Here is a 25,314-nt window from a genome sequence, read left to right as displayed (position 1 = left end):
AAAATGGTGGCGGAGGGATGTCGCTGTTGTGGAATCATATCGGAGTTATACCGTTTTGTAATGCTGCGTCAGCTAAACAGAGGTCCGATAAAAACCGGCTTAAGAAATCCTGTAAAATTTGTTGCTTTGCACAGCGCATGCTCGACTGAGCGAGCCCTGACGAAGCAGCCCGCACGAAATCGAGCTCAAGTCGCTGCTCTTAAATTTCAGGCCTCAACAGAAATAAACGCCACCGAATTGGTGGACCTCGCGTGGTAACGCAATTATGGAACATAGGTCGCGACGGGGCCGCTGTTAAAAGCTCTGCAGAACGCGATTCTACCGTTTACGCGTGCCATTTTGAAATCCTCAGCCGCTCTGAAACTGGACATCTCGCCTTGCACATTGAGGAAGGCAGCGCCTTTTCCAAGGTTAACGTCTCATTCCTATTAGAGCTTCGATACAACACGGCGGGCCGATGATTCGTATCCCTTCCAGAGACTTTTCTAGCGACCTACTCTGCCACCGTGCAGGCCGCTACTCACCCCTGATGGGATCTCAACTGGATTGCTTGAAAAGTCAACTTGAATCAAAATCGTCCGTTTACAAAGCCCAGCTTATAAAGGCTGATCCTGAATCACAAAATAGGGATCGATCACGCCTTCGAACCCGCTGGCATCCAACACCGATTTTCCCTGGACATGATTGTGGGGAAGAGAGATCGACGCGGACGTAACAAGCATACCTTGCGCATGTTCTCCAACAAATGCCGGGCAGCTGGGTTGCGTGAAGGGTGTCCTGATACTTTGGAACAGTTGGCCAGAAGGTCCAATACAGTCCAGCGTTCCCGCTCCCCAGCGGGCATTCCAAAGGTACCCATTTTTGTCCATGACCAAGCCAAAGGTGGGCAATTAATAGATCGTTCAGTGCGAACACGGCATTTTTCAAAAATCCTCGCCGGTTAAAAGAGAAGCCAATCTTTGAATGCAATTGAGCACTTCCAAATGCAATTTATTTGTTCGCCTTGCAGGAGTGTTGCCATTAAAAGGGAACAATTCCAGCAACGACTGGGTCAGCTTACCCCCACTTCATCTCACCCTTTGCAACCTTGGCACCCAATTCGAGCGAACCGACGTCGGTCAGATCGGGATAATGCTTGGTCATCGCTGCGATCAATGCTGCGCTGTCCTTGGCTTTCACTTCCTCTTCGTTGAAGGCGAGAAGATAGTCGCGCGTGAACGTGATGGCATCGAGACCTTGTGGAGCCCCCTCCGCCTGATGAGCAGGGATCACGATCTTCGGCCTACGAGCCACCAATTCGTCCAGCGCCTTAATCCAGGCTTGCCGCTTTTCAGGCGTCGCCTCGTCGGCGACCCATACGTGGATCCCGGAGGAAATCAGCACACCTCCGAATACAGCCTTGATGGAAGGAACCCAGAGATAGCGGCGATCGTGCATATTCGGGACTTCGACGATTTCGATCTTCTCGCCGTCGAGTTCGAGCGCATTCAGATCCGACGCGGTGGGAATGACAACGTCCGATAGCTTTTGCGGACCGTTTTCTTTCAGTTGCGGTCCCCAGACCGCGAGCTTGCCTTCGACGTTGGCATGAATGGCCGCAACGGTGACAGGCTTGGCTATGACTTTGGCATCGGGGAAGGATTCGGCGATCGGCCGAAGGCTGAAGTAATAGTCGGGATCATTGCAACTGACATAGATGGTGCTCAGGTGCTTGCCTGTCGTCTTGATGGCGTCCGCGACGGCGCGGCCATCTGAAAGCGTGAAGCCGCCATCGATGAGAATGGCTTCCGTCTTGCCGGTGAGCAGCACCGGCGTGCGGCGGAACCCGGTCTCGGGCGCCTGGAAGTATTGCCATTTGATCTTGGCGCTCGCGGCGCGGGAAGCCGCGAGGGGGATAAGCGAAATAACGCCGGCGGCCAAGGAAAGTTTGAGTGCATCGCGTCTGGTAAACATGCTGGTTCCTTTGTGTTCCTGAGGTCAAGCGGCCTGTAGATGCGCCACGAGGTTGTCATAGCTGCTGAAGAGGGCACTCGCGTCCAGAAGGCGCTGATGCCCGTTTCTTTCGACCACCAGGGCTGGAACTCCATTCGCACCATGACGGCGGAATAGGTTCTGCCCCTCCGCGACGAGTTGCCGATTGGCGTCGAGCAACTCGGGCGATTCTTCGGTCAGGAGGCGGGCGGCTTCGCCAAATCCTTCGGAAGAGAGCAGATCGGCGAGAACAGCCACGCTGGTGATGTCCAGTCCCGCTACATATCGGGCATGCTGGATAAGGCGCAGCGCGTCGAAGCGCTTACGATGATCCGCAAGGCCCGCCGCCGTGATTGCGAGGGTGGCGGCGCCCGAGTCGAACAGAGTGCCAGGCTTATCCAAAACTTTGAAGCGATAGTCCTTCGAAAAAGGCTGGCCGCTCAGGCGTTCGATGCGCCGGTCGTTCGACCAGGCATAGGCTGCAAACGACGCATCCATCTCGCGTGCGCCGGTTCCCGAGAACAGACCCGTCGGAAGGAGGCGGAGGTCGGCGCCTGCAAAGCGCAGACGCTCAATCATTGGGCTTGCGCCATAGCACCAGCCGCATAATGGGTCGAGGAGATAAGTAGCCGACATTTCCTGCATGGATCGTGTCCTCGGTTCGTAAGGACAGATCATCTCAGCTCTTGCGGCATGGAAAAATAACAGTCAATCATACAGACTGTATGAATTAACCAGACAATGACATGAGCGAGCTCCTCAATCTTAATAGGCTGGTTTTCTTCACTTCGGTTGTGGAGACCGGATCATTCACCGCCGCCGGTGGGCGGCTTGGTGTCGCCAAGGCCGTGGTCAGCCATCAGGTGGCGCGGCTGGAGGAGGAGCTTGGCGTTTCATTGCTGATGCGAACGACGCGGCGGCTGCATGCGACGGAAGAGGGCAGGGTCTTTTACGACCGCTGCGTGATCATTCTTCGTGAGGCGGAAGCGGCCTATGGAGAAATGTCCCTTCACGCGAGCGAACCCGCCGGCACGCTTACGCTGACCGCGCCATTGGACTACGGCGCCGCAGTCGTAGCGTCTGTTGTCGCGGCCTATCGAGAGCGCTTCCCGCAAATGCGCGTCGATCTTATATTCGATGATAGTGTCATTGATCTCGCCAATGGCCAACTGGATCTGGCGATCAGGGTCGGCTGGCTTGCCGATATGAGCAATAAGGCCCGGCGCCTGGGCACATTCCAGCAGTACCTTGTGGCGACACCACAGCTGGCGGCAAGTTTTCCAAGAGTTATGGAGCCGTCCGACGTGTCTGCGCTCCCCTGGATCGAAAACGCGGTTCTTCGCCAGTCCTTGCGCTGGGTATTTTCGAAAGAAGGCCGTCAATCGGAGATCGTCGAGATGCGCTCTTCGGTGCGGACGGACAAAACGCCGTCGGCCTACGCCTGCGTAAAAGCCGGCATGGGTATTTCCGTCTTTCCGGACTATATGGTCGATGATGACATTGCGGCCGGGCGCCTACAGCGATTGGTCCCCGATTGGACGCTGCCGGCCGGCGGTATTCATGCGGTGCTGCCGATCGCGCGTTTTCGCCCCGCCAAGGTACGGCGGTTTATCGATATGATGCAGGTTGCCGAACGGAGACGAGGAGTCGCTTCGAAATAGGCCGGCGGTAGGAATATTTATGTTGAGAGTGCTGCTTGGTACAAGCAGCACACAAACGTGCCATGCCGAGGTCGTGCGATCGCTAACTGACAGAAGACCATTGCCCTGCACCGCACTATTCTCATGTTGATTAAATCACTTCCTAATCTAAACCGCCGTGCAAGGTGCAAAAACAAATGTCCAATGGCGCCAGAGAGCCACCAGATTTCGGTACATCATCCGCAATGTCCAACCTACCGCATCGGGATCGGCGCCGTTCCTTGGCTATAGGACTTCTGCGTGCCCGCGAGGCGGTGATGAGTTCACTGTCGGCCAAACGTAACCGAACAGCGGTGGCGGGCGATCCGCGTTCTCTGTGAAGCAGGCAAGATGCGACAGAGGTGGCAGACAAGGCTTCGATCCAGGCGCCGAGCCTAACGCGTATGATTCGCTCGCGGAGGAGCGCGGTTTCATCACGAAGCATAAGGACAGGGCTGACGGTCGACGGGTTTTGATGCGGATCACGCCCGCAGGGCGCGCGTTGATCGGCGAGGTGATTCCGGGTGGTAAGTAGTGAGCGCCTGAAGACCGCACAGGCTTCATTAATTAATGTGTTAAATAAATAGTTGACGATCTGCCTCGGCTGCTGCAGTCTTAAACCATGCTGACACTGTTGGGAGGCAGAGTTGGACCTGTTGCAGAACCGCAGCCTCGTGGATCGGGCTTGGTCACCGACACCCTACGATCAATGGGTGGATGAGCTTCAAAGCATTTGCGGGAATTTCAACCCGCACACGATGAGGCGCGGCGATAGCGTCGTCGGTACGGCGAGCCGAATCGATGTCTGCGGCATGGAGTTCGCCCATGTTTCCAATGATCTCGACTATGTTCACCGCGATTGGGACGATATTCGCCGCGATGCCAATGAACACCTGTTCCTGATCCTGCAGCTTGAAGGCGCCTGCGGCGTCGAGCATTCCGGGCAACAGAACATCCTTGATGTCGGCGAATGCATTCTGGTCGACTCCACGCGGCCGACGACCTTTTATTTCCGCGGACACTTCTCCAATCATCTGTCGCTACATCTGCCGCGGCAATTGATGTATTCGGACCGCAAGGTCGATTTCGACGTTGCCCGCAAGCTTGTAGCCAGCGATCCGATGGCAGTGATGCTGCGTGCCCTCATTGCCAAGATGATGACGACGCCGGAAAGTGATGTGGCTTCTCCGCATCTGCGTCAGTTGATGTTCGATACGACCCGTCAGGCGTTCCTGTCGACCGGCATCCAGACCACCAGCTTGAATTCACTGCATGACAGTGCCGGCAGGCGCATGCAGATGGTTGACATTCTGATCGACAAACACCTGACCGATACCGATCTTAACGCCAAATGGCTGGCAACACGATTGGGTGTGTCGATCCGTACCCTGCAGCAGGATTTCCAAGGCATGGGGATGACCTGCACGACCGTTATTCGCGACAAGCGGCTGCGTTTCGCGCGTGAAAAGATCGAGCAGTTGAAGGAGCAACGCAACTCCACAACTATCGCCGAAGTCGCCTATTCGGCGGGTTTCAACGACATTTCCTATTTTAATCGCAGCTTCAAGGAACTGTTCGATTGTGCGCCGAGCGAACTGCTTCGCTCCGCCGAGCCGGCGCATAAATTGGACTGATGCGCAATCTGCGCTCCAGTCCAAGACGAGGCGCGTTTCTCCCCAAGACGGGTTTTGCAGCAATAGCCATAGTCCTCCCGGAAGTCACGGGAGGAGAATATCGTGAAGCAGTATGCTCTGCTCATCGGCGGCGAACCTGTCGCCACATCCCATCATGCACCGGTCGCAAATCCGGCGAATGGTGAAGTCGTCGGCTATATGCCGCTTGCTGGAGAAGCCGAACTTGAACAGGCAGTTGCCGCTGCCGCGAAATCGTTCAAGAGCTGGTCGCAAACCTCGAGCGGAGAGCGGGCGAGAGCCTGCCGCGACATTGCGGAGAAAATCAACGAGCATGCCGAGGAACTCGCCCAAATCCTCACCCGCGAGCAGGGTAAGCCGCTCAACGGTCTCGGTTCGCGTTTCGAGATCGGCGCAGCGCTCGCCTGGACACGCCATACCGCTGAACTCGATCTGCCTGTCGAGATCCTGCAGGACGACAATGAGGGCCGCGTAGAGCTACATCGCAAGCCGATCGGTGTCGTCGGGTCGATTACGCCGTGGAACTGGCCTGTCATGATCGCCTGCTGGCATATCGTTCCGGCTGTACGGGCCGGCAACACGGTCGTCATCAAGCCGTCGCCTTTGACACCGTTGTCGACCATTCGTCTGGTTGAAATCATGAATGCGGTTTTGCCGCCCGGCGTCGTCAACGTCATCACTGGCGAAAACAGCATCGGCGCTGCGCTCTCTGCACATCCCGGCATCGCCAAGATGACCTTCACCGGCTCGACTGAAACCGGAAAGAAAATCATGGCCTCCGCGGTCGCGACCTTGAAACGCCTGACGCTGGAGCTTGGCGGCAATGATGCCGGCATCGTCCTGCCCGATGCCAATCCAAAGGCCATTGTCGAAGGTCTCTTCTGGGGCGCCTTCATCAACAATGGCCAGACCTGTGCGGCGCTGAAACGCCTCTATGTGCATGACGGCATCTATGAAGAGGTCTGCCGCGGCCTGGCCGATTATGCCGCCAAGATCGCCGTCGGTGACGGCCTTGACGAGGCCAGCATTCTCGGACCGGTGCAGAACGAGATGCAGTTCAACAAAGTGCGCGAACTTGTTGATGACGCGCGGGCCAATGGCGGCCGTATTCTGACCGGTGGGGCGCCGATGGAGCGGCCCGGTTATTTCTACCCGATCACGCTTGTTGCCGATGTCGATCATGGCGTGCGACTGGTGGACGAGGAGCAATTCGGTCCGGCCCTGCCGATTATCCGCTACAGCGACATTGACGAGGTGATTGCGCGCGCCAATCAGAATCCGGCCGGGCTTGGCGGCTCCGTCTGGTCATCCGATGCCGAGAAGGCGAAGCGCTATGCTAAAATGCTCGAATGCGGCTCGGTGTGGATCAACAAACACGGCACGATTCAGCCCAATGCGCCCTTCGGCGGCGTGAAGCAGTCCGGTATCGGCGTCGAGTTCGGCACCGAAGGACTGAAGGAATTCACCACAATCCAGACCGTGTTGAGCTGAGCCATGGCGACCTACGACTACATCATCGTCGGCGGCGGTTCCTCGGGCTGCGTGCTGGCAAACCGGCTTTCGGAAAATCAGGGGCATAAAGTGCTGCTGATCGAGTCAGGGCGCCGCGACATGGATCCTTGGATCCATATCCCTGCAACCTTCTTCAAGGTGCTGGGCAAGGGCATTGATATTCATCCCTATGCGTCGAACCCCGACAAGGGCCTGAATGGCCGGCCGAGCATCGTGCCGCAGGGCAATGTTCTCGGTGGCGGCAGCTCCGTGAATGCGATGATCTATGTTCGCGGTCATCGCAACGATTACGACACGTGGTCGCAAATGGGCTGCCAGGGGTGGTCCTATGAGGATGTGCTTCCAGCCTTCCGCTCGCTCGAAAACAATGAGCGGCTGAACGGTCAGTTTCATGGCAGCAAGGGATCACTGCGCGTTTCCGATCCGCGTCACCGTCATCCGTTGAGCGAAGCCTTCGTCAAGGCAGCGACCGAGATCGGCATTCCCCATAATGACGATTTCAACGGTGCCGATCAGGCCGGCGTCGGCTTTTATCAAAGCACGACCTATGGCGGCCGTCGCTGGAGTTCCGCCCAGGCCTTTTTGCGCGAAGCTGAAAAACGGCCGAACCTGACCGTGCTGACGGAGCGCAAAGTCACCCGCATTCTTTTCGAGAGACAAAGGGCTGCAGGCGTCGAGCTGGCCGATGGCACCACCTTCAAGGCGTCGCGGGAGATCGCGCTCACCGCCGGCGCCATCGCGACGCCGAAGATCCTGCAACTCTCTGGGATTGGCGACGGCGCGCATCTCTCCTCGCTCGGCATCAAGGTCGTTGCCGACCTGCCGGGTGTCGGCGCCAATTATCAAGACCATCTGGAAGTGCCGGTGCAGGGCGAGACGCGCGAGCCGATTTCGATTCTCGGTCACGACACCGGATTGCGCGCCGTTGGCCATATGCTGCGCTATCTCACCTCCCGGCGCGGACTGTTGTCGTCCAATGTTGTTGAGTGCGGCGGCTTTGTCGATACGGCGGGCACTGGGCAGCCGGACGTCCAGTTCCATGTCCTGCCGGTGCTGATCGGCTTCGTCGATCGCGACCCCGAGCCGGGTCATGGCCTCAGCATCGGGCCGTGCTATCTGCGGCCGCGCTCCCGTGGCTGGATCAGGCTGAAGAGCGCTGACCCGAAGGATCAGACGGAGTTCAACGCCAATCTGCTTTCCGATCCCGCCGATCTCGAGACCTTGGTTCGCGGTGTCGAAACGGCGATCCGCATCCTCGATGCACCAGCCCTTGCTAAACTGGTCAAGCGCCGCGTGCTGCCGAAGCCGGGTGTCGAAAAGGATCCGCAGAGCCTGCGCGACTACATCCGTCAATCGGCGAAGACCGTATTCCATCCGGCCGGAACGGCGCGCATGGGCCGCGCCGACGACCCGATGGCAGTCGTCGGGCCGGATCTGAAGGTACGCGGCATCGAAGGACTGCGTGTCTGCGATGCCTCGGTCATGCCGACCCTGGTGTCCGGCAACACCAACGCTCCGACGATGATGATTGCGGCAAGGGGCGCCGCCTTCATGGCGGGAAAGACGATTTCCGGCTGAGCCGGAGATTATCGAAGCACAGATCCCGTGGGGAGCGGGACGAACAAACTGGAGGAGACAATGCCTATCAAACTAAAAGGGCTGGCAATCGGCCTTTTCCTGACGCTCATTTCGGCGTTCAGCGCACATGCCGGAGCATCCTGCGGCGATAATACCGGCAACCCGGCGACAGGCGAGCCGATCGTGATCGGCTCCATCACCGGCAAGACTGGACCGGATGACTTTTCGAATTCCACGAAGGCGGCCAAGGCCTATTTCGATTGCCTGAACGCCAATGGCGGCATCAAGGGCAGGCCGGTCAAATATATGGTCGAAGACGACCAGTGGAACCCGGAGATTGCCGCGCAGCTCGCCGCCAAGCTCGTCAACGATCAAAAAGCCGTGCTGATGGTCGGGAATTCGAGTTTCGTCGAATGCGGCGCCAACGCGGATTTTTACAAGAAGGCTGGCATTCTGGTGCTAGCCGGTGTCGGTGTACCGCGAGAATGCTACTTTGCGGAAAATTATGCGCCGGCGAATGCCGGACCCCGTGTCTCCATGCTGGGCGCGATGGGCTATGCGCTGGATAAGCTTAACGCGAAGTCTGTCGTCTGCATCGGCCCCAATATTCCGAATGTCGGCACGTGGTCCTGCGATGGCGTGATGCTTTTGGCCAAGGAAAGGGGATTTGCTGCTCAGACGATCCTAATGGATCCGGGCTCAGCGGATGCCACCTCGATTATCCTTCAGGCAGCCTCAAGCAAACCTGATGTCATTGTCCTTGGTCTGCCGAAAGGTGTGACCGTGCCGCTGCTGACGGCTGCCGAAGAACAGGGCCTCAACCAGACGATCACCTTCCTGAGCGCCGCCTCTGCCTATGATCTTTCCGTGCCAGCAACCATTGGTTCCGGCTGGGACGGCAAGTTCTATGTCAACATGGAATTCAACGATCTGAATGCCGAAACCCCGGACAATCAGAACTGGCTCGCAGTCATGGACCAGTACGGTCAGAAGTCTGACCCACGCGATACTTTCGCTCAGGCCGGCTATCTGGCGGCTCGCATCGCCGAGAAGGCGCTGATGACGCTCGATCCGGCCAAGATCAACCGCGAGACGGCGTCTGCTGCCGTCCGCCAGATCAAGGATTTCAAGAGCGATATCTTCTGTGCTCCCTGGTATTTCGGCGATGGCCAGCCACGCCACAACGCCAATTCGACGACGCGCATGGCCGTCAGCGAAGGCGGAAAGTGGAAGGTCGTCTCCGATTGCGCACCGTCGCCGGATCCGGAGCTGAAAGACATCCGCGCTTTCGAAAAGTCCGCCGGCATCAACTGAGCCCTGACGCTTGCAATCGGTTCCGCGGCAAAACCGCGGAGCCGAGCGACCCGAAAGGATCGATCCATGAACCTTCTACCCTTTGTCATCTCCGGCTTGGGCATCGGCGCCGTCTATGCGCTGTCCGGCGTCGGCCTTGTCGTCCTGTTTCGAGCGACCGGCGTTCTCAACTTCGCATTCGGTGCCTTCGGCGCGATCGGTGCGCATTGCGCCTGGCAACTGCTGGAGTGGAAGATGCCGCTCGCCGTTGCCATCCTGGTCGCCGTTGCCGTCTCGGCGGCAATCAGCTTTCTCTATGGCCGGGTATTCGCACCCATGCTGTCGCGTCGCGATATCGTCGTGCGCGCTATCGGCACCCTGGCGCCGGCGCTTGTCCTGATCGCGTTCATGGGGGTGATCTGGGGCGAGCTGCCGCGCCGCTTGCAGTTCCCGACCGATCAGATGTTTATTTCTCTTTTCGCTGTCCGTCTGACCTTCACGCGCATCATCGCCATCATTCTCGCCGTGGTCATGGTCGTCGGAATTACGTTGCTGCTCACCCGCACGCGGCTTGGCCTTGACATGCGTGCGCTTGCCAATGATCGCGATCTCAGCGCCATCCTCGGCGTGCGCATTCTTTACACGGAAACCGCGGCCTGGATCATCACCGGCATCTTCTCGGGCTTTGCCGGCCTGCTACTTGCTGATCTCGTGCGGCTGCAGGGAACCTTTCTGACATTGCTGGTCATACCCGCAATCGCGGCTGCGATCCTCGGCCAGCTGCAGTCGTTGTGGCAAACGGCCGTGGCCGGCATTCTGATCGGCATTACCGAAGCGGTGCTGACGCCGATCGCCTGGATATCGCCCTATCGCGCAGCGGCACCCTTCATCATCGCGCTTGTCGCGGTCACAATTTTGGGAGGCACCGCGAAAGTCGCGTTGAAGGACAGATGAGCATTCAGGAGCAAACAAACGCCCCAACCGCCGAAAGCATATCGATGGTGCGTCTGCCCAAGCAGCTTGTTCATGTGCCTGTGACGATGTTGGCCTTTTCGATCCTCGTCGCATGCCTTGCCAATTCCTTCTGGCTGTCCGCCGCAACCTCTGCGATCGCGCTCTCGCTCTCGGTTGCCGGGCTCGCCATTCTCTATGGCCAGCTTGGTCTTGTCTCCCTTTGCCAGTTTGCACTTGTCGGTGTCGGCGGCTGGGTGACGCTCCGCGTCGGGCACGCCTTTCATCCACCTTTCGAAGTCAGCCTCCTCGCCGGCGCTGTGGTCGCTTCGGTGGTGGGGCTGGCGTTCGGTGTGCCGGCATTGCGTCTGCGCGGTCTCTATCTCGCGCTTGTGACGCTCATGCTTGCCGGCGCCTTCCAGATCGTCATCAGCGCCTGGGGTTTCCCTGATGGTGGTCCCGGCTTCCTGGGGCGGGCGGATGGCTCCGGCCGCGCGATGCTGGTAAGGCCGGCAATGGCTAATGGAGAGGTCTCCTACTTCCTCTATGTCTGCGCAGTGGCGGCAATCGGCCTGCTGATCGCGCAATCGCATAAGCTTGCCCGCCCCGGCCGGGCTTGGGCACTGATCCGCAAAGGCGAGACGGTTGCCGTCGCAAGCGGCGTCAATGTCCTGATCTACAAGGCATGGGCATTCGCGCTGAGCGGCTTTCTCGCGGGTCTCGCGGGCGGCCTGCTTGCGGGCAATGTCGGCCAGCTCGACGGGCGCGCCTTCGGCGCTTTCGAAAGCCTCAATCTCTTCGCCCTTGCCATCGTCGGCGGTGTCTTCAACTGGTACGGCGCGCTGATCTCCGGTCTGTTGTTGCGGGCAGTGCCGGCCCTCCTGACCGATTTCGGCATTGATGGCTATGTCACCATCGGGATTTTCGGCGTCGCCCTCTTCCATGCGCTGGCGACAGCGCCGACCGGCATCGCCGGCCAGATATCGGCGCTGATCTCCCGGTTGAGCGCCGTTTTTTCCACGGGAGGACGCAATGATCAAGATCGATAATCTCATCGTTCAATTCGGTGGCGTCCGGCCGATCAATGAGCTCAGCGCCGTGCTGACGGCGCCGGTCGCCGGCCTTATCGGCCCGAACGGTGCAGGAAAGACCACTTTGCTCAATGTGCTCTCCGGTTTTGTAAGACCGATCCGGGGCTCGGTGTCGCTCGGAGAACGGGCCCTGCTGCCGATGACGCCGCTGCAGCGTGTCCGGGCAGGCTTGCGCCGTTCGTTCCAGACCGAGCAAGTGGTGGAAGACCTGACGGTCGCCGGCAACATCGCCGCGATCGCCGATCATGTCGTCGACATGGGTCACCGGTCCAGCGCTGTCGATCAGGCTCTTTCCTTTGTGGGTCTCACCGCTGTTGCCGACCGGCTCGGCCAATCCCTCAATCTCTTCCAGCGCCGTCTGGTCGAGCTTGCCAAATGCGTAGTCGGCCAGCCGAAGCTCATCCTGCTCGACGAGCCTGCCGCAGGCCTGACCCAGGAGGAGGGGAAAGTCTTTCGCGAACTGGTATTGCGTATTCCGGCGGAATTCCGCGCGCAGGTACTCATCATCGACCACGATGTCGATCTCATCCGGTCCATGTGCAGCGAAACCATGGTACTCGACTACGGCAAGCTTCTGGTGCTCGGGGCAACACCTACGGTTCTCGCCGATCCTAATGTGCGGCGCGCCTATCTCGGGGAGTTCTGACATGAGCGTCCCATCGGAAGTGAGCGTCGAGAATCTTGTTGTCGAGCGCGGCGGCAAGCGCGTCATTCATGGTGTTTCCTTTTCGGTCGCGGCCGGCAAGATCACGACATTGCTTGGCGCCAACGGAGCCGGAAAGTCGAGTACGGTGATGGCTATGGCGGGCGTCTTGCCGCGCGGCGGCTCGGTGCGTCTAGGCGATGTGGCGTTTAATGGGTTCTCGCCTGACCGCATTCGCCGGGCGGGTCTTGCGCTCGTCCCCGAAGGACATCGCGTGCTCGGGCAGCTTTCTGTGGAGGATAATATTCTCGTGGCGGCGCTCGAGGGTTCGGCGGCAGCGCGCCGGCGAGGGCTGGAACATGCCTATGAAATTTTTCCCGAGCTTGCCGAACGGCGCCGTCAATCGGCGTCGGATCTTTCCGGCGGACAGAAGCAGATGGTGGCGATGGCGCAAGCCTTCGTCGCCAAGCCCCGTTTCATGATAGTCGACGAGCTGTCGCTCGGGCTGGCGCCTGCCGTCGTCAAGCGCCTGGCCGAGGCGCTGAAGATCGCGGCCGCCAGCGGCATCGGCGTCCTGCTGATCGAGCAGTTCGCCAATCTCGCGATCGATCTGGCTGACCAGGCGCTCGTTCTGGAGCGCGGGCGCCTGGTCTTTTCCGGCGCTGCCGCCACCCTCAAGGCGCAACCGGACATTCTCCATGGCGCCTATCTCGCAAGCTGAAGCGAAGGGATTCTCATGACATTCTCTGCCGATCTTTTTGCCGGCCGAACGATTGTTATTGCCGGTGGCACGTCGGGCATAGGGGCGGCGAGTGCCCGTCGTTTTGCGGATCTCGGTGGCCGCGTGCTGAGTTTCGGACTTGCTGCCTCTGTCGTGCCCGCAAGCAGGCAGATAGAAAATTGCGAGGTGGATGTCCTGAAGCCTGGCGTACTGGAAGGCTTCTTCTCATCGGTCGGCGCGATTGACGTGCTGGTCAATTGTACCGGCGTCAGCCGCGATCGGGGCGAGTGGGCGAAAGCGACGTTCGACAAGGTAATGGCAATCAATCTCACATCCGTCATGGATTGCTGCCGGCTGGCGTGCGCCCGCATGAAGGCGGGATCGGTGATGATCAATATCGCGTCGATGTACTCGACCTTCGGCGCTGCCGACCGACCGGCCTATGCTGCAAGCAAAGGCGCGATCGTGCAGCTCACGAAGTCCCTGGCGCAAGAATATGCGCAAGCGGATATCCGCGTAAATGCCGTTGCGCCGGGCTGGATCGTCACGCCCCTGAGCCGAGCATTGTTTGGCGACGAATCCGCCTCGACACCGATTTTGCGACGCATCCCGGCGGGAAGATGGGGCGCCGCCGAGGAAGTTGCCGATGCGATCGTCTTTCTGTCTTCCGACGCGGCACGCTATATTACGGGCGCCTGCCTGCCAGTCGATGGCGGCTATCTCACGTCTTGAGGTGCTCTGTCATGGCTATAGCAGTTCATAGGCCTATCGAGAGCGCCAGCGGTCGGCAATTTCCGGGGCTGGCTCGCAGTCTCTTCGGGAATGTCCGGCTCGATTTCGCTTCTGGCGACGAGGCAAAAAGCCGGATGGCATCGGCCATGCTGGGCGCCTGCCGGCTGACGCGGCTGGAGGCCGATCGGCACGTCGTCTTCGGCGAGCATGTGACGGCTAGGCCCGCCGATCCCGACGCGATCAAGCTGATCGTGCAGATGGAGGGGGGCGCTTCGCTGGCGCAGAGCGGATTGCACGCGCCAGTATCACGGAATGGGCTTGTCATCTACGATCCCAGCCGCCCCTATATGCTGACGAACAGCACGCCCGTTCGCCAGCTGCTGCTGCAATTGCCGCGCCACGCGCTCCCTACGGCGGCCGTGGAACGGTTGGCACAGCCTTTCCTGGCGAAAGCCGAGCAGGATGGCATGTGCCGGATACTTCTATCGCTCATGGACTCGACCATGCATGAGATCGACCATCTCGATGAGGCCCGGCGCGCCAGCGTCGGCCAAACCATGATCGAACTCGTGCGCACCATGATCGGCGCCGAGCGGCCGCAGGCAAAGTCCGTCGCCAGTCCGCTTGATGTGCTACTGCAGCGGATCAAGGAGTTCATAGTACTCCACCTCGAACGACCGGATTTGAGCGTCACCATGATTGCGCGCCGCATGGGGTGCTCGGTACGCTACGTCTATCGCGCATTCGAGATCGAGCGCCTGTCGCCCTCCGATTACATCTGGGATCTGCGCCTGCAGAAAGCGGCGGCTCAATTGCGGGACGCCGGCGGTTATGCCGGAGAAATATCCGAGATCGCCTTTGCGCTCGGCTTTTCCTCCAGCGCACATTTTTCGCGCGCCTTCCGCCATCGCTATGGTGCTTCTCCGTCGCAATGGCGCAAAGCCCGGATGTCCTAGGCAGGGTGAGGTGACCCGACAGAGCGTCGGCTCACCTCGATTTCTCATCGCATGGATTCGGCCACCCTTAGCGTGTCGGTGAACTGCTCGAAACGCCGGATCTTGTCGCCGGCTACCCCCCAGACATGCACGACACGGGCTTTGAAGGCTTTGCCTGTCCCTTTATGCGTGCCGCTATAGTCTCCGACGCCGACCACCTCGTCTCCGGCGTCGAGAAGTCGTTCCAGCTTGAAGGTGTATCCATCGAAGGTCTGGCCGAGCGCCTGAAAGACGTTCTCCAAGACTTGCTGCGGACCGACAAAGGTGCCCGCACAGGGAAAACCGTCCATCTCCGTCCAGCGGCAATCCGGTGCGATGTCTGCAAGCATGCCATCCATGTCGCGGCGGTCATTGGCGTCGTAATGCGCTTTTACGATATCGAATGCTTTTCGCATGGCGTCCTCACACTGGCTCCTGGCCGGGCAGGTAATAGGTCATCGATGCCTTACGGATGAAGGCGCCGGCCGGGCTGTTCTGGATACGGCCATCTCCGGTGATGCCGAGAAACTTGCCTGTCGACCGCATGTCATTGAGATTGTAGAAGAATGTGGATGCGACCGGAATTTTGAATTCGCGGAAGGTGAAGATGTACAGGTTGTCGTCGAACTTGTAGGTGGTGGCGAGATCGACGTCGCCATGGCCGCGCTGAACGCCGACCAGGCATTGCCAGGCATAGCGCTGCGACGACAGATAGGTGTGCTCGTAGACGTGATTGGGGCTGTAGGTGAAATGTGCCCTGAGCCCAATCAGGTCGCGGCTTTCGTGCGGCGCCGGTCCGCTTGCCGCCCCGCCCTCGATAATGCCGGGCCGGAAGATCTGGGCGACCTGCGGCTCGCCGACGGAATTTTTGAGGTCGCGAACGATGGAATAGATGGACAGTACGCGGCGCGTTGCGGTGTTCAGGATCAGCGTCTCGGCTTCCTTAGGACGGCCGGCAAAGATGATCTCGACGAAATAGGTCTTCGGCGCGACTTCGATTACCTCGGAGATGTCAGTGCCGCCCTCCTTACCATCCGACCATTTGACCTCGCCTTTGGCGAAGGCAAGCTCGAGCGTGCGGCCGTCGTCGAATGAGATTGTGTGAGGCGAGCCGGTCAGGGCCGCCGTTGCCGGCAGGCGGTTCGTATCGATGCCATAGGCGAATTCGTCGTAGGTCTTCCAGTCCTTGGGTTTCTGGTTCATCGGTATTTCCTCCGGTTATTCTGCAAAGGCCAGCGTCGGCAGATCGACGGTGCCGGCGCCGCCATCGACGGTCAGGATAGCGCCGTTGATCATCGAAGCTTCGCCCGATGCCAGGAAGCAGACGGCATTGGCGACATCTTCGGCGGTTGCCGGCCGTCCGAGCGGCACATCCCTTGTGACGAGCCTATAGGCTTCCTCGATATTCTTCAGCTTGTACTTCTCGACGATGAATTCCATCTGCTCGTCGGCCATGGCCGTCGTCACCCAGCCGGGGCAGACGGTGTTGGTGCGGACGCCCTTGCGGCCATAGTCGCGCGCCAGCGATTTCGCGAGCCCGATGCAGCCATGCTTCATGGTGACGTAGCCGGCCGCATCTGGCCCGGCAAAAAGCCCGGCGATCGAGGCCAAGACGACGATGTTGCCCTGGCTCTTGATGAGATGCGGCAGGGATTCGCGGGCGCTGACGAAGGCGGTATTAAGGTTGAAGCGGACGGCGAGATCCCACGTCTCATCCGACATGCTGACGGTCGGGCCGACGCCGTGGCCGCCGGCGTTGGCGATCAGGATGTCGAGGCCGCCATGCATCTCGACCACTTTTTCCACGGCGGCCTTCATCGCGACGCCATCTGCGGCATCGGCCGCAACGATGGTCGCGCCGATTTCATCGGCTACGCTTCTCAGTGGCTCGGGCCGGCGTCCGACGAGTGCGACATCACCACCGTCCTGCCGAATGCGGCGCGCAACCGCCGCGCCGATACCCGTACCGCCGCCGGTGATCAGGGCGGTCTTGTTCTTGAAACGCATATTTCCTCCTCCTGGCATTCAGGCTCATCATGATCGATATCCGAGGAGACGTCGCGTCCAGCTGTGCAGTCCGTTTTGACTGATCATGCACAATTGAAGCCGCGGGCGCGCGGAAAATCGCGTGCTCGACAACAGCCGTTCGCATGATGTCCAAGCAGGTTGGTTTCGGAAAATCGGTAGACTTTTGCGTGTTCGGGCGGCGTGGCGGCGTCCGCTTTCTTGAAGTCGTCGAGGAGTTTGGTCGTTGCATTGGCGAGCAAGGTGACGTCGCTGCCGATCGCGACGAAGTCGCGCCGAGCTCGATATAGCGTTTGGCGAGGGAGAGATCGCCGATCAGGATGCCGGCGGCCTTGCCGTGCGACTGGATTTTCGCCAGCGCCTTTTCGCCTTGCGTCTGCACTTCGAAGCCTCGCAGCGCTCGCTCGGCAGCATTGTTCGTCAGGCATAACTATTGAACTAAGAAAAGTCGCTCGCCTCGCCGGATCGTAGAAATAAACAACCTTATAACCACCACTATTTTCAATAGGCTTTAAAATATATGGTTGGCCGGCGAGAGAATTTGTTGTCCGCGCCAGGTTAGTGGGCCGGAGAAATGCCAATAGTGATTCACCGTATATCATGAGCAATTCACGCCAGCAGAGGTGACCGAACCGCATCACAGGGAATTCTCCAGGTTATCATGTATTTCAATAATCTAGGTCTTGGCAAAAATGGATCGCGGGTTCTAATCCCGTCAAGGGCTTAGGATTGAAAGGGCAGCAATGCCGAGTTTGTGAATTGACGATTGATCGCAAAGGTCGCATGTCTCCCGTCGGAGGGCTGGAGACATGCCGACAGTCGATGACATTGTCCTGTTCGCGCAATTGAGCGCGGGGCAGCGCCTCCTTTGGATCGACTCTTTGGCGACGGCTGTCACCGATCTCATCGATGACATGGGTGAGGACTACGATGATGATCTCGTACGGACGCTAATCGAGATCAATCGGATGCTTCAGGTCCTGCGCGAAGATCTTGCCATGGTCGACGATCCGGCCAATCGTGCGATTGTTCGCTATCTGCGGGACATCGTTCACGCCATGCGCGCTTGCATGGGGCGAGAGTTCGTGGGTCCGGCGTTTCACTGAGCCGCGGGCTTCTGATTCTAGAACAGGTCTCCGGCATGAACAAAAAGAACACTCCAAAGGCAATGGCGGCGATCGCCGCAAGCGCGAGATAGGTCATGTGATAGCCGGCGGCGGTGACAATCGTACCGGCGACGACGTTGCTGAGCGATGCACCGACGCCTTGGACGGTGGCGATGGCGCCTTGGCTCAAGTTATAGCGCCCTGTCCCGTTCATCAGGTCGGCGAGGACCAGGGGCGTCAGCGCCCCGAATAGGCCGGCGCCCACGCCATCAAGCGCCTGCACCGCTATCAGCCAATAAGGATTATCGGAAAAAGTATAGAGGGCGCCACGGAGTGGTAGGATTGCGAAAGCGGCGAGGAACAACGGCTTGCGTCCCAAGCGGTCGGCAGTTGCCCCGACCAGGAGAGCGACGGGCAGCATGACCAATTGGGCAGCGATCACACAGGCCGACATCAGCGCCGTCTCGTTGCCGGGATGAGCAAGGGCAAGCTCCTGGCCGACGAGGGGCAGCATCGCCGCATTTGCGAAATGAAAGAGTGCGGCGCAGACCGCTAATACCAGCAGTGGTCGGCAGGCAAGAAGAGTGCCGAACGCCGTCGGCGATCCGGCACTATCCTGCGCCGGATTCAGTCCGCGCGCGCGGGAATGGTCGATCTGCTGCGTGGGAATTGCGAGGACGGCAAGAGAGGTGAGTGTCGCAAATAGCGGCACGAGCAGGAAGACCGCTCGTTGCGAAGCGACTTCGCCGATCAAACCGGCAAGGAGCGCAATGGCGACATTGCCGGCGTGATCAAACGCACCATTGCGGCCGAAGCGCCGAGCGAGCGCGGCATGACCATAAAGGCCTAGCGTGATGGCGGCGATCGCTGGGCCGAACACGGCACCGGCGATCGCCATTGTCGTATTGACGGCCAGCACGACGGCGAAGTCCGGCATTGCCACGGTGGCGAGTGCGCCAATGGCGAGAATGGCGCAGGCGATGATGATCACGGCGCGCTTATGTTTGGTGGCGTCGATAAGGGCGCCTGCCGGCGTCTGGACGATCAGGCCCGCAAGGCCGCCGGTGGTCATGACAAGGCCGATCGTTGCAGGGCTCCAATGGCGCTCGGTAAGCAGGAAGATGCCGAGATAGGGGCCAAACGCCCCGCGCACGTCGGCGAGGAAGAAATTGATGAGATCGAGCGGTTCGAGCCGCGGAGAGCGATTGGCCATCTCAGATCGACCCCAGCCAAAATACGCCGATGGCGAGCGTGAGCAGCGTGAGTGGCGCGCCCACCCGAAAATAGCCGGAAAAACTGATCTGGATGCCTGCCGCGCGAGCGCGCTCGGCGACGATCAGGTTGGCAACCGAACCGACCAAGGTGAGATTGCCGGCGAGCGTCGACGCCATGGCGACCACGAGCCAGGCGCGCTGCGGATCCGCAAGCCCCGCGACGAAGGGGCGAAGAACCAGGACCGCCGGAACGTTGCTGACGATATTCGAGAGCACCACTGTTACAGTACTCAAAATGGCGACATGATCGAGGTGCAGTGCCCCGACCCAGGCAACGACATCCGGCGTGATGGCCGTCTTCTCCAGCCCGGCGACGACGACGAACAGGCCGGCGAACATGACGAGCAGCGGCCAGTCGATCTCGCGATAGATTTTTTCCGGCCGAATGCGCCGTGTGATCAGGAGCGCCCCGCCGCTGAGAATGGCGACCTCAGCCACCGGCAGGCCGAGAAAGAAGAAGAGGACCATGACGGCGGTGACCACCAGCGTCTTGAAGGCCACGGCCGGGTGGTAGCGGGTCACTTCCTCGTCAACGGCGAGAACATCGCGCGCCGTGAACTCGCGGCGGAATAGCACCGCCAAAAGACCGACGGTCAGGATAAGCCCGACACCCGCGACAGGTGCAAGGGTTGCGGCAAAGCGGCCATAGGGTATGCCGGAGAGCGTACCGACGATCATGTTTTGCGGATTGCCGGTGATAGTCGCGACGCTGCCAATGTTTGACGCAGTCGCGATCCCGATGAGATAGGGAGTGGGCTCCCGCTTCATCCGCAATACGATATCGAGCACGAGCGGCGTCATCACGAGGCAGATGGTATCGTTGACCAGAAAGGCAGAGGCAAATCCGACGACCAGGACGATCCCTGCAAGCAGAATGATGGGGTAGCGCGCATGCCGTCCTACCCAGGCATTTACGATGCGGAAGACACCGGAAAGTCGCAGATGAGCGACGACGATCATCATGCCGAGCAAAAGCACGATGGTGTCGAAATCGATCGCGTCATAAGCTTCCTTCATCGAGAGGATTCCGCTTCCCACCATGAGGCTTGCGCCAAGCAGCGCCGCTCCCGTCCGATCGAGATGACAGCCGGGAATCTTGCCAAGCGCCACCACCGCATAGGTCGCCAAAAAGATTGCGAGCGCAGGGAAGACATGGATGGAACCGGCGACCTCCGCATCGAACATCCATGCGGATCCGAGATAGTGCGCAGTCAATAGGCTAACGGCCACAGCCGCTACGGCCGCCCAAGTCGAGCGGCCGAAAATCCGCAATCGGTTTGGCGGTCGCGGGCCGTTCGTGCTTGTCTCCGGTTCGTTTCTGGTTGTCAGGAAATCCGGCACTCGAAAACTCCCCCTCAAGACAGGCTAGATGGAGTCAAAACAATAGGCGCGGACGCTCTCGGGTGGGTCTCCTGCTGTTCCGGCGTTCGTGGTTTTGCAATAGCCTTAAAGACGCTATCGCCGGCATCAATTTCATCGACGGCAACGATGAGCCCTTCGTCTGTCGCGATCGCCCTTCCGCGAGCCCTGAGCCCGGCGCCCAGTCTAAGGACGTCCCGCCACCGAGAGGCGTCCTTGACGTCGAGACGAAGGACGGTTCCGTCGGTTAGAAGAGCGCCGCGCGGCTTGCCTTTTGGCGAGAAAAGCGTGAGGCGCACATCTCCGTAAATGGCGACCGTATGCGTCGTCATCTTGCCCCCTTCAGGCTGCGGCTTGTGCTTCGGTGGATCCTGGTCAAGCACGATGCCGCCGTCGCGGCCTTCAATGCTGACCGCCGCGATCACATCGGCATGCCGCGGCTTCAGGCCGCGAACCGTGACGATGTCGCCGACCTGGATTGCATTGCTGAGCTCCATCGACAGGTGGGGTGGCACCTGGACGAGAATTTCTCTGCCGTCGTCATAGATCAACACGAAGCCGTCGCGTTCTCCAGCGAGGTTGGCGAGGAGGCAGTCGACCTTGCCACGAATGGGCAGGAGATGGTTCGGATCGATCCAGTGCATGATGTGTTCCTTTTTGCTCTTCGGTTGATCTTGAGATAGCAGGTTGGAAATTCACCGCCGGTCTTGCTTCTTAGCGCGCGGCCTGGCCAAGGCTTTGGACATCGAGAACGTTTCCCATCGGTGTGATGAGGCCGTTTCCGCGAGCGACGACGGACTCGCCCGGCGACAGCAGCGACGCCATGTGCCCGGCTTCGGGTGGCCGCAGTCTTAGAATCGTACCGTCGTCGAGCACCGCACCATTGAGATCGCCGGCAGGACCATGCAGTGCCGCCTTTATTCGGCCCTGCACCGTCATAGGCTGAACGCGGTCGTCAGGTCTCTCGGGCCCTGCAGCAGATTCGGTATCGATGACCGTCTGTCCTGTGGTTTCATTGGTGACGGCGACGGCTGCGATCATCGGAATGCTGTAGGCGCGTAGCCCCCGGACTGCGACGGCATCGCGCGGCCGCACTGCGAATACAAGCTGCGTCGAAAAATGTGGTGGGACATGAACTTCCGTGCCGTCTGTCAGAATGAAGCCGTCAACATCGCCGTGGGGCGTCAGCGTGTACTGCGCTACCGTTCCTCGAAAAACGGGGAGCTTCCCTTCGTCATTGGCCTTGCCGCGTGCCTCTGAAGGAGAAACGTCAGGATGCAACGAGGGAATAGTTTGGGCTGGTACTGCGAGGGCATGTCCAAAGCCGCCACGGCGGCGCCCGCCGCGATAAGTCGTGCTATTGAGTATGGCATTCAATCCTCCGTTTTCCTGCGGTTCCGGAGGATAGGCAGCAAGCGCCGTGCCAAAGTCTAACTCGCCGAATTCCCTAGATTTTTATTTTGCTCCTGAGGAGCGGCGTCCGCATTGACGACACCTGTTGTCGTATCATCGGACGAACCGGCGGCGACAATTCCGTATTTTTCCGCCTTTGCGTAAAGCAGTTGCCGGTGAATGCCGAGGCGGCGGGCAGCCTCCGTGCGATTGCCGCCTGCCTCGCGCAGCGCCCGCCCGATCATGTAGGCCTCAAGGCGAGCAACTGCGCCGGGCAGGTCGCCAGCCGTCCAGTCCTCAGGCTCATCGAAGCGTGCGCCGGATGGCGCGCCGAGAAAATCGAAATCCGCAGCATCAATCATTTCGCCGCGGCTGAGGACCGCGGCACGCTCGATCGCATTTTTAAGTTCGCGAACGTTTCCCGGCCATGCACTGGCAAGCAGACGTGCAGCCGCTTGCGGAGCAAGCCGTTTCGGCGATGCGCTCACCGATTGCAGGAAGTGTTCTGCGAGCGGCACTATGTCGGCCAGCCGTTCCCGCAAGGGGGGCAAATGAATGGGCACCACGTTGAGGCGGTAATACAGGTCCTCTCGAAAGCGACCAGCCCGGATATGGTCGGCGAGATCGCGATGTGTGGCGGCGAGGATGCGGACATCGACGTGCATCGGACGGCCGCCAACCGGTGTGACCGTCTTGTCTTGCAGTGCGCGCAGGATTTTGGCCTGCATCGTAAGAGGCATGTCGCCGATCTCATCGAGAAATAGCGTGCCCCCGTGGGCATCTCTGAACGCGCCGCTGCGTTCCGCGATAGCGCCGGTGAAAGCCCCACGCACGTGACCGAACAGCTCGCTTTCAAGCAGATCGGACGGGATCGCGGCGCAGTTGACCGCAATGAACGCGGCTCGTGCCCGATGCCCGTATCGATGGATGGCGCGTGCGACCACTTCCTTGCCGGTGCCTGTATCGCCCGTCAGCAGCACCGTCGCGTCACTGTCGGCGACGAGACCGATCGTTTTCTGCACCTCGCGCATGGCGGCGCTGGGGCCGACCAAGTCTTCGCCGTTGTCGTCGCCGTGGGAAATCGGCAGATCAGCCGGGGCCGGGTGTTGGATGTGCGTCATCCTGGACAGCAGCGCGGCAAGCTCCTCGCGCCCGATCGGTTTTGTCAGATGGTCGAAGGCACCGAGCCGCATGGCTTCGATGGTGTTGGCGGCACCGGCATGAGCTGTGAGAATGGCGACAGGCAACGCCTTTCCTGGATGAAGTGTCCGAAGCCGGCGGAGAACTTCGAGGCCGTCCATATCCGGCATCCGCAGGTCGAGCAGCACCGCATCAGGCGGCTGGCGCGCGACGAGAGCAAGCGCCGTGTGTCCGCCACTTGCCGTCACCGGTTGATGACCGAGGTCGCCAACGGTTTCGGCGAGGCTTTCGCGCATCGCGATATCATCGTCTACGATCAGGACGGTTGCCATGGTAACTCCATCAGAAAGGTCGTTCCATCATCGCGATGCACAACACGAACGGCGCCCGCATGTGCGTCGACAATTTCGCGGACGATCGCGAGACCAAGGCCTGTGCCGTTTGCGCGTCCGGTCACGAAGGGTTCGAACAGGTTTCCGCGCAAAGCTTCGGGAACACCTCGTCCGTTATCGACAACGGAAAAGACGAGGCGCATGCCGGAGCGTTGTGCGGCAAGACGGATCTCTCCGCCGGACGGGGTATTCTCAACGGCATTGAGGATAAGATTTCCGATCGCCTGCGCAATCTGCTCCGCGTCGAAACAGGCTTCCTCAACCCCCTCGCTGTCGACCAGGATCTCGATACCCCCTTCGGCAGCTTGCTCGCGAAAGAACGCCGCCCGTTCCCGCACAAATTCGGCAATGTTGTTGATGCGCTTGGGTTGAAGCGACGGAGTCTGCACCGATTGCAGCAGATTGCTGAGGAGTAAGTCGAGCCGGCCGACCTGATCGAGAACCAGACGGAGAGCGCGATCCTTGCGTGCCGGATCGTCGGCTGCTGCGAGCGCATTTTCCGCCTTGAGCCGCATGGCGCCGATCGGATTGCGAATCTCGTGAGCGACACCGGCAGTCACTCGACCGAGGGCGGCGAGCCGCTGGCCCTGTGCGACCTGCCGGGCAAGGTCCTCGGCCCTAAGCCGCGCCTCCCGGAGGCGATTGCTGGCGCCGTTGATCGCGTCAACCATCCGGTCAAGATCGCGTTGTCCGGTCGCCGTCAATAGCGGCAGGTCCCCTGACCCTTGCGCAAGCGCTGCCTCGATTTGCCTGAGGCGCGAGGACCAGCCGAGAAGGAGATAGCCGAGCCAGGCGGCCGAACCGGCTACGACGATCAACAGGATGGCAAGCCCGCCCATCGCCAGGCCGAAGGCGCGCCCTCCTGTTGTGACGATACGCGTCATCGTCCAAGCAGCGAGCTTCGGGATGGGGCCGGACAGCGGACAGGCCCGCAGCAGCAATATTTGCGAACGCGCCTCCTGGCGTCTGTCCGCGGGAGTCCCATCCAGCGCGGCTGCCTCCGCCGCTTCTTTGATGCTGGACTGCTCCGCCTGCGGCAGGTCAGTCTTTTTCCCCGCGCCTTCGTAGGTCGGAAAGGCATAAGCGAGCGAACCCGTTTGCGCCTGCCACACGCCGCCCTCGACGCCGTCGAGATTACGCAGCGCGATCTGCACCACATTTGTCAGCCCTTGGACAAAGGCGGGATCGTGCAGGTCGCGCGGCGCGTCAGTTGTCCCCGCAATGAAGAAAAGATAGCGGTCGGCAATGGCATCACAGCCATGTGTTATCGTCGCGGATGCGCGGCGCACCTGCTCGACCGTCGACTCCCGATAAAGCGACCACAGCAGGATGCCCACGGTTACCGCCGCCAGCAAGAAGACGCCCCAGCAGACCACGAACCAGCCGACGATCGAACGCGGTGCCAGAGAGATCACAACGACGGCCTCGCGGTCGCCTCATAGTAGGCTGGCTCCCTGAAATGCGGCAATAATAGACCTGCGCCGCACTGATATGGCACGAAGTCCATCCTGACCTTTCGAACAAACGTAACCGATATCAACATTTGTCGGCATTTTCCCAATTCGGATTGGGTCACTGTAGCTGGTTCGGGGAAAAAGTTCACGTTTACCGCAGCGAAGTGCCATTGACAGGAATAAGGTGAAGGGTGTGGCGTTTTTTCGATCAATAGCACAGTCGAAACAACGATAATCTGGAAACGGCGGTCTGGCCTGCTCTGTTGGAAAAGAGCTTCGCGCCAAAATCTAGTTCCTGAAGAGCAGTCATTGCAGCCATCGGCGGAGGGACAGCTCAAGCTTAAGCTGCAGTGACGTGGGCAGCGGCACCGCCGC

At 59.9% G+C, this 25,314-nt stretch carries 23 protein-coding genes and 1 pseudogene; 11 read left to right on the top strand and 13 right to left on the bottom strand.

From position 1 onward, the window contains the following. Window positions 1-596: 596 nt before the first annotated feature. The 3 genes from QDY28_RS31065 to QDY28_RS25910 all read right to left on the bottom strand — a co-directional run bounded on the left by QDY28_RS31065 (window position 597) and on the right by QDY28_RS25910 (window position 2,550). Window positions 597-869 (bottom strand): SMP-30/gluconolactonase/LRE family protein, encoded by a 273-nt coding sequence (locus tag QDY28_RS31065; RefSeq protein ID WP_442967591.1) that lies wholly within the window; start codon window positions 867-869, stop codon window positions 597-599. Between the two features lie 187 nt (window positions 870-1,056). Next, on the bottom strand, window positions 1,057-1,953 hold the full coding sequence (locus QDY28_RS25915; protein WP_331384242.1) for an MBL fold metallo-hydrolase: 897 nt from the start codon (window positions 1,951-1,953) through the stop codon (window positions 1,057-1,059). Window positions 1,954-1,977: 24 nt separating this feature from the next. Continuing rightward, window positions 1,978-2,550 (bottom strand): DsbA family protein, encoded by a 573-nt coding sequence (locus tag QDY28_RS25910; protein ID WP_331384241.1) that lies wholly within the window; start codon window positions 2,548-2,550, stop codon window positions 1,978-1,980. 167 nt (window positions 2,551-2,717) lie between these two features. On the opposite strand from QDY28_RS25910, the gene QDY28_RS25905 reads away from it, so the two are divergent. From QDY28_RS25905 to QDY28_RS25850, 11 genes are all read left to right on the top strand, one after another. Further along, on the top strand, window positions 2,718-3,632 hold the full coding sequence (locus tag QDY28_RS25905; protein WP_331384240.1) for a LysR family transcriptional regulator: 915 nt from the start codon (window positions 2,718-2,720) through the stop codon (window positions 3,630-3,632). Between the two features lie 665 nt (window positions 3,633-4,297). Then, entirely contained in the window at window positions 4,298-5,284 is a 987-nt protein-coding gene (locus QDY28_RS25895) for a helix-turn-helix domain-containing protein (RefSeq protein WP_331384239.1), read from the top strand. Window positions 5,285-5,386: 102 nt separating this feature from the next. Further along, entirely contained in the window at window positions 5,387-6,793 is a 1,407-nt protein-coding gene (locus QDY28_RS25890; RefSeq protein ID WP_331384238.1) for an aldehyde dehydrogenase family protein, read from the top strand. 3 nt (window positions 6,794-6,796) lie between these two features. Next, a complete protein-coding gene (locus tag QDY28_RS25885) occupies window positions 6,797-8,392 on the top strand; it encodes a GMC family oxidoreductase (RefSeq protein WP_331384237.1) in 1,596 nt (531 codons plus the stop codon). A 60-nt stretch (window positions 8,393-8,452) separates the two neighbouring features. Continuing rightward, window positions 8,453-9,706: an ABC transporter substrate-binding protein gene (locus tag QDY28_RS25880; protein ID WP_331384236.1), complete on the top strand. Its 1,254-nt coding sequence runs from the start codon at window positions 8,453-8,455 to the stop codon at window positions 9,704-9,706. A gap of 66 nt (window positions 9,707-9,772) precedes the next feature. Next, the gene (locus QDY28_RS25875) at window positions 9,773-10,639 is read left to right on the top strand and encodes a branched-chain amino acid ABC transporter permease (protein WP_331384235.1); all 867 of its coding nucleotides are present in this window, start codon (window positions 9,773-9,775) and stop codon (window positions 10,637-10,639) included. Continuing rightward, on the top strand, window positions 10,636-11,685 hold the full coding sequence (locus tag QDY28_RS25870) for a branched-chain amino acid ABC transporter permease (RefSeq protein ID WP_331384234.1): 1,050 nt from the start codon (window positions 10,636-10,638) through the stop codon (window positions 11,683-11,685). Before QDY28_RS25875 ends, QDY28_RS25870 begins: the two co-directional genes overlap by 4 nt. Continuing rightward, window positions 11,669-12,373, top strand: a complete 705-nt coding sequence (locus QDY28_RS25865; RefSeq protein ID WP_331384233.1) for an ABC transporter ATP-binding protein — start codon at window positions 11,669-11,671, stop codon at window positions 12,371-12,373. Before QDY28_RS25870 ends, QDY28_RS25865 begins: the two co-directional genes overlap by 17 nt. Window position 12,374: 1 nt before the next feature. After that, window positions 12,375-13,091 carry an ABC transporter ATP-binding protein gene (locus tag QDY28_RS25860; protein WP_331384232.1) on the top strand — a complete coding sequence of 239 codons (717 nt, stop codon included), beginning with the start codon at window positions 12,375-12,377 and terminating at the stop codon, window positions 13,089-13,091. 15 nt (window positions 13,092-13,106) lie between these two features. Beyond that, window positions 13,107-13,823, top strand: a complete 717-nt coding sequence (locus QDY28_RS25855; protein WP_331384231.1) for an SDR family NAD(P)-dependent oxidoreductase — start codon at window positions 13,107-13,109, stop codon at window positions 13,821-13,823. Between the two features lie 11 nt (window positions 13,824-13,834). Then, window positions 13,835-14,779, top strand: a complete 945-nt coding sequence (locus QDY28_RS25850; protein ID WP_331384230.1) for a helix-turn-helix domain-containing protein — start codon at window positions 13,835-13,837, stop codon at window positions 14,777-14,779. Window positions 14,780-14,823: 44 nt separating this feature from the next. Here QDY28_RS25850 and QDY28_RS25845 read toward each other — a convergent pair whose 3' ends face one another. The 10 genes and pseudogenes from QDY28_RS25845 to QDY28_RS25800 all read right to left on the bottom strand — a co-directional run bounded on the left by QDY28_RS25845 (window position 14,824) and on the right by QDY28_RS25800 (window position 24,900). Continuing rightward, a complete protein-coding gene (locus tag QDY28_RS25845; protein WP_331384229.1) occupies window positions 14,824-15,213 on the bottom strand; it encodes a nuclear transport factor 2 family protein in 390 nt (129 codons plus the stop codon). A gap of 7 nt (window positions 15,214-15,220) precedes the next feature. Next, entirely contained in the window at window positions 15,221-16,000 is a 780-nt protein-coding gene (locus tag QDY28_RS25840; protein ID WP_331384228.1) for a MoaF C-terminal domain-containing protein, read from the bottom strand. A gap of 15 nt (window positions 16,001-16,015) precedes the next feature. Next, entirely contained in the window at window positions 16,016-16,804 is a 789-nt protein-coding gene (locus QDY28_RS25835) for an SDR family NAD(P)-dependent oxidoreductase (protein WP_331384227.1), read from the bottom strand. Between the two features lie 176 nt (window positions 16,805-16,980). Continuing rightward, window positions 16,981-17,207 (bottom strand): annotated as a pseudogene (locus tag QDY28_RS25830) (2-keto-3-deoxy-L-rhamnonate aldolase); the annotation flags it as partial. Window positions 17,208-17,782: 575 nt separating this feature from the next. Beyond that, window positions 17,783-19,141, bottom strand: coding sequence for an MFS transporter (locus QDY28_RS25825; RefSeq protein WP_331384226.1), 1,359 nt, complete (start codon window positions 19,139-19,141; stop codon window positions 17,783-17,785). Window position 19,142: 1 nt separating this feature from the next. Continuing rightward, window positions 19,143-20,387, bottom strand: a complete 1,245-nt coding sequence (locus tag QDY28_RS25820; RefSeq protein WP_331384225.1) for an anion transporter — start codon at window positions 20,385-20,387, stop codon at window positions 19,143-19,145. Between the two features lie 170 nt (window positions 20,388-20,557). Then, entirely contained in the window at window positions 20,558-21,205 is a 648-nt protein-coding gene (locus tag QDY28_RS25815; RefSeq protein WP_331384224.1) for a hypothetical protein, read from the bottom strand. A gap of 70 nt (window positions 21,206-21,275) precedes the next feature. Continuing rightward, window positions 21,276-21,938: a hypothetical protein gene (locus QDY28_RS25810; RefSeq protein WP_331384223.1), complete on the bottom strand. Its 663-nt coding sequence runs from the start codon at window positions 21,936-21,938 to the stop codon at window positions 21,276-21,278. Between the two features lie 53 nt (window positions 21,939-21,991). Next, a complete protein-coding gene (locus tag QDY28_RS25805) occupies window positions 21,992-23,425 on the bottom strand; it encodes a sigma-54-dependent transcriptional regulator (protein WP_331384222.1) in 1,434 nt (477 codons plus the stop codon). Continuing rightward, window positions 23,410-24,900 (bottom strand): sensor histidine kinase, encoded by a 1,491-nt coding sequence (locus QDY28_RS25800; protein ID WP_331384221.1) that lies wholly within the window; start codon window positions 24,898-24,900, stop codon window positions 23,410-23,412. Before QDY28_RS25800 ends, QDY28_RS25805 begins: the two co-directional genes overlap by 16 nt. Between the last annotated feature and the right edge of the window lie 414 nt (window positions 24,901-25,314).

Origin of the sequence: Rhizobium sp. BR 362 (genome assembly GCF_036528765.1) — a bacterium.
Lineage (GTDB): Bacteria > Pseudomonadota > Alphaproteobacteria > Rhizobiales > Rhizobiaceae > Rhizobium.
The sequence above is the reverse complement of the archived record's forward strand: the minus strand, read 5'-3'. Positions and strand labels throughout refer to the sequence as shown.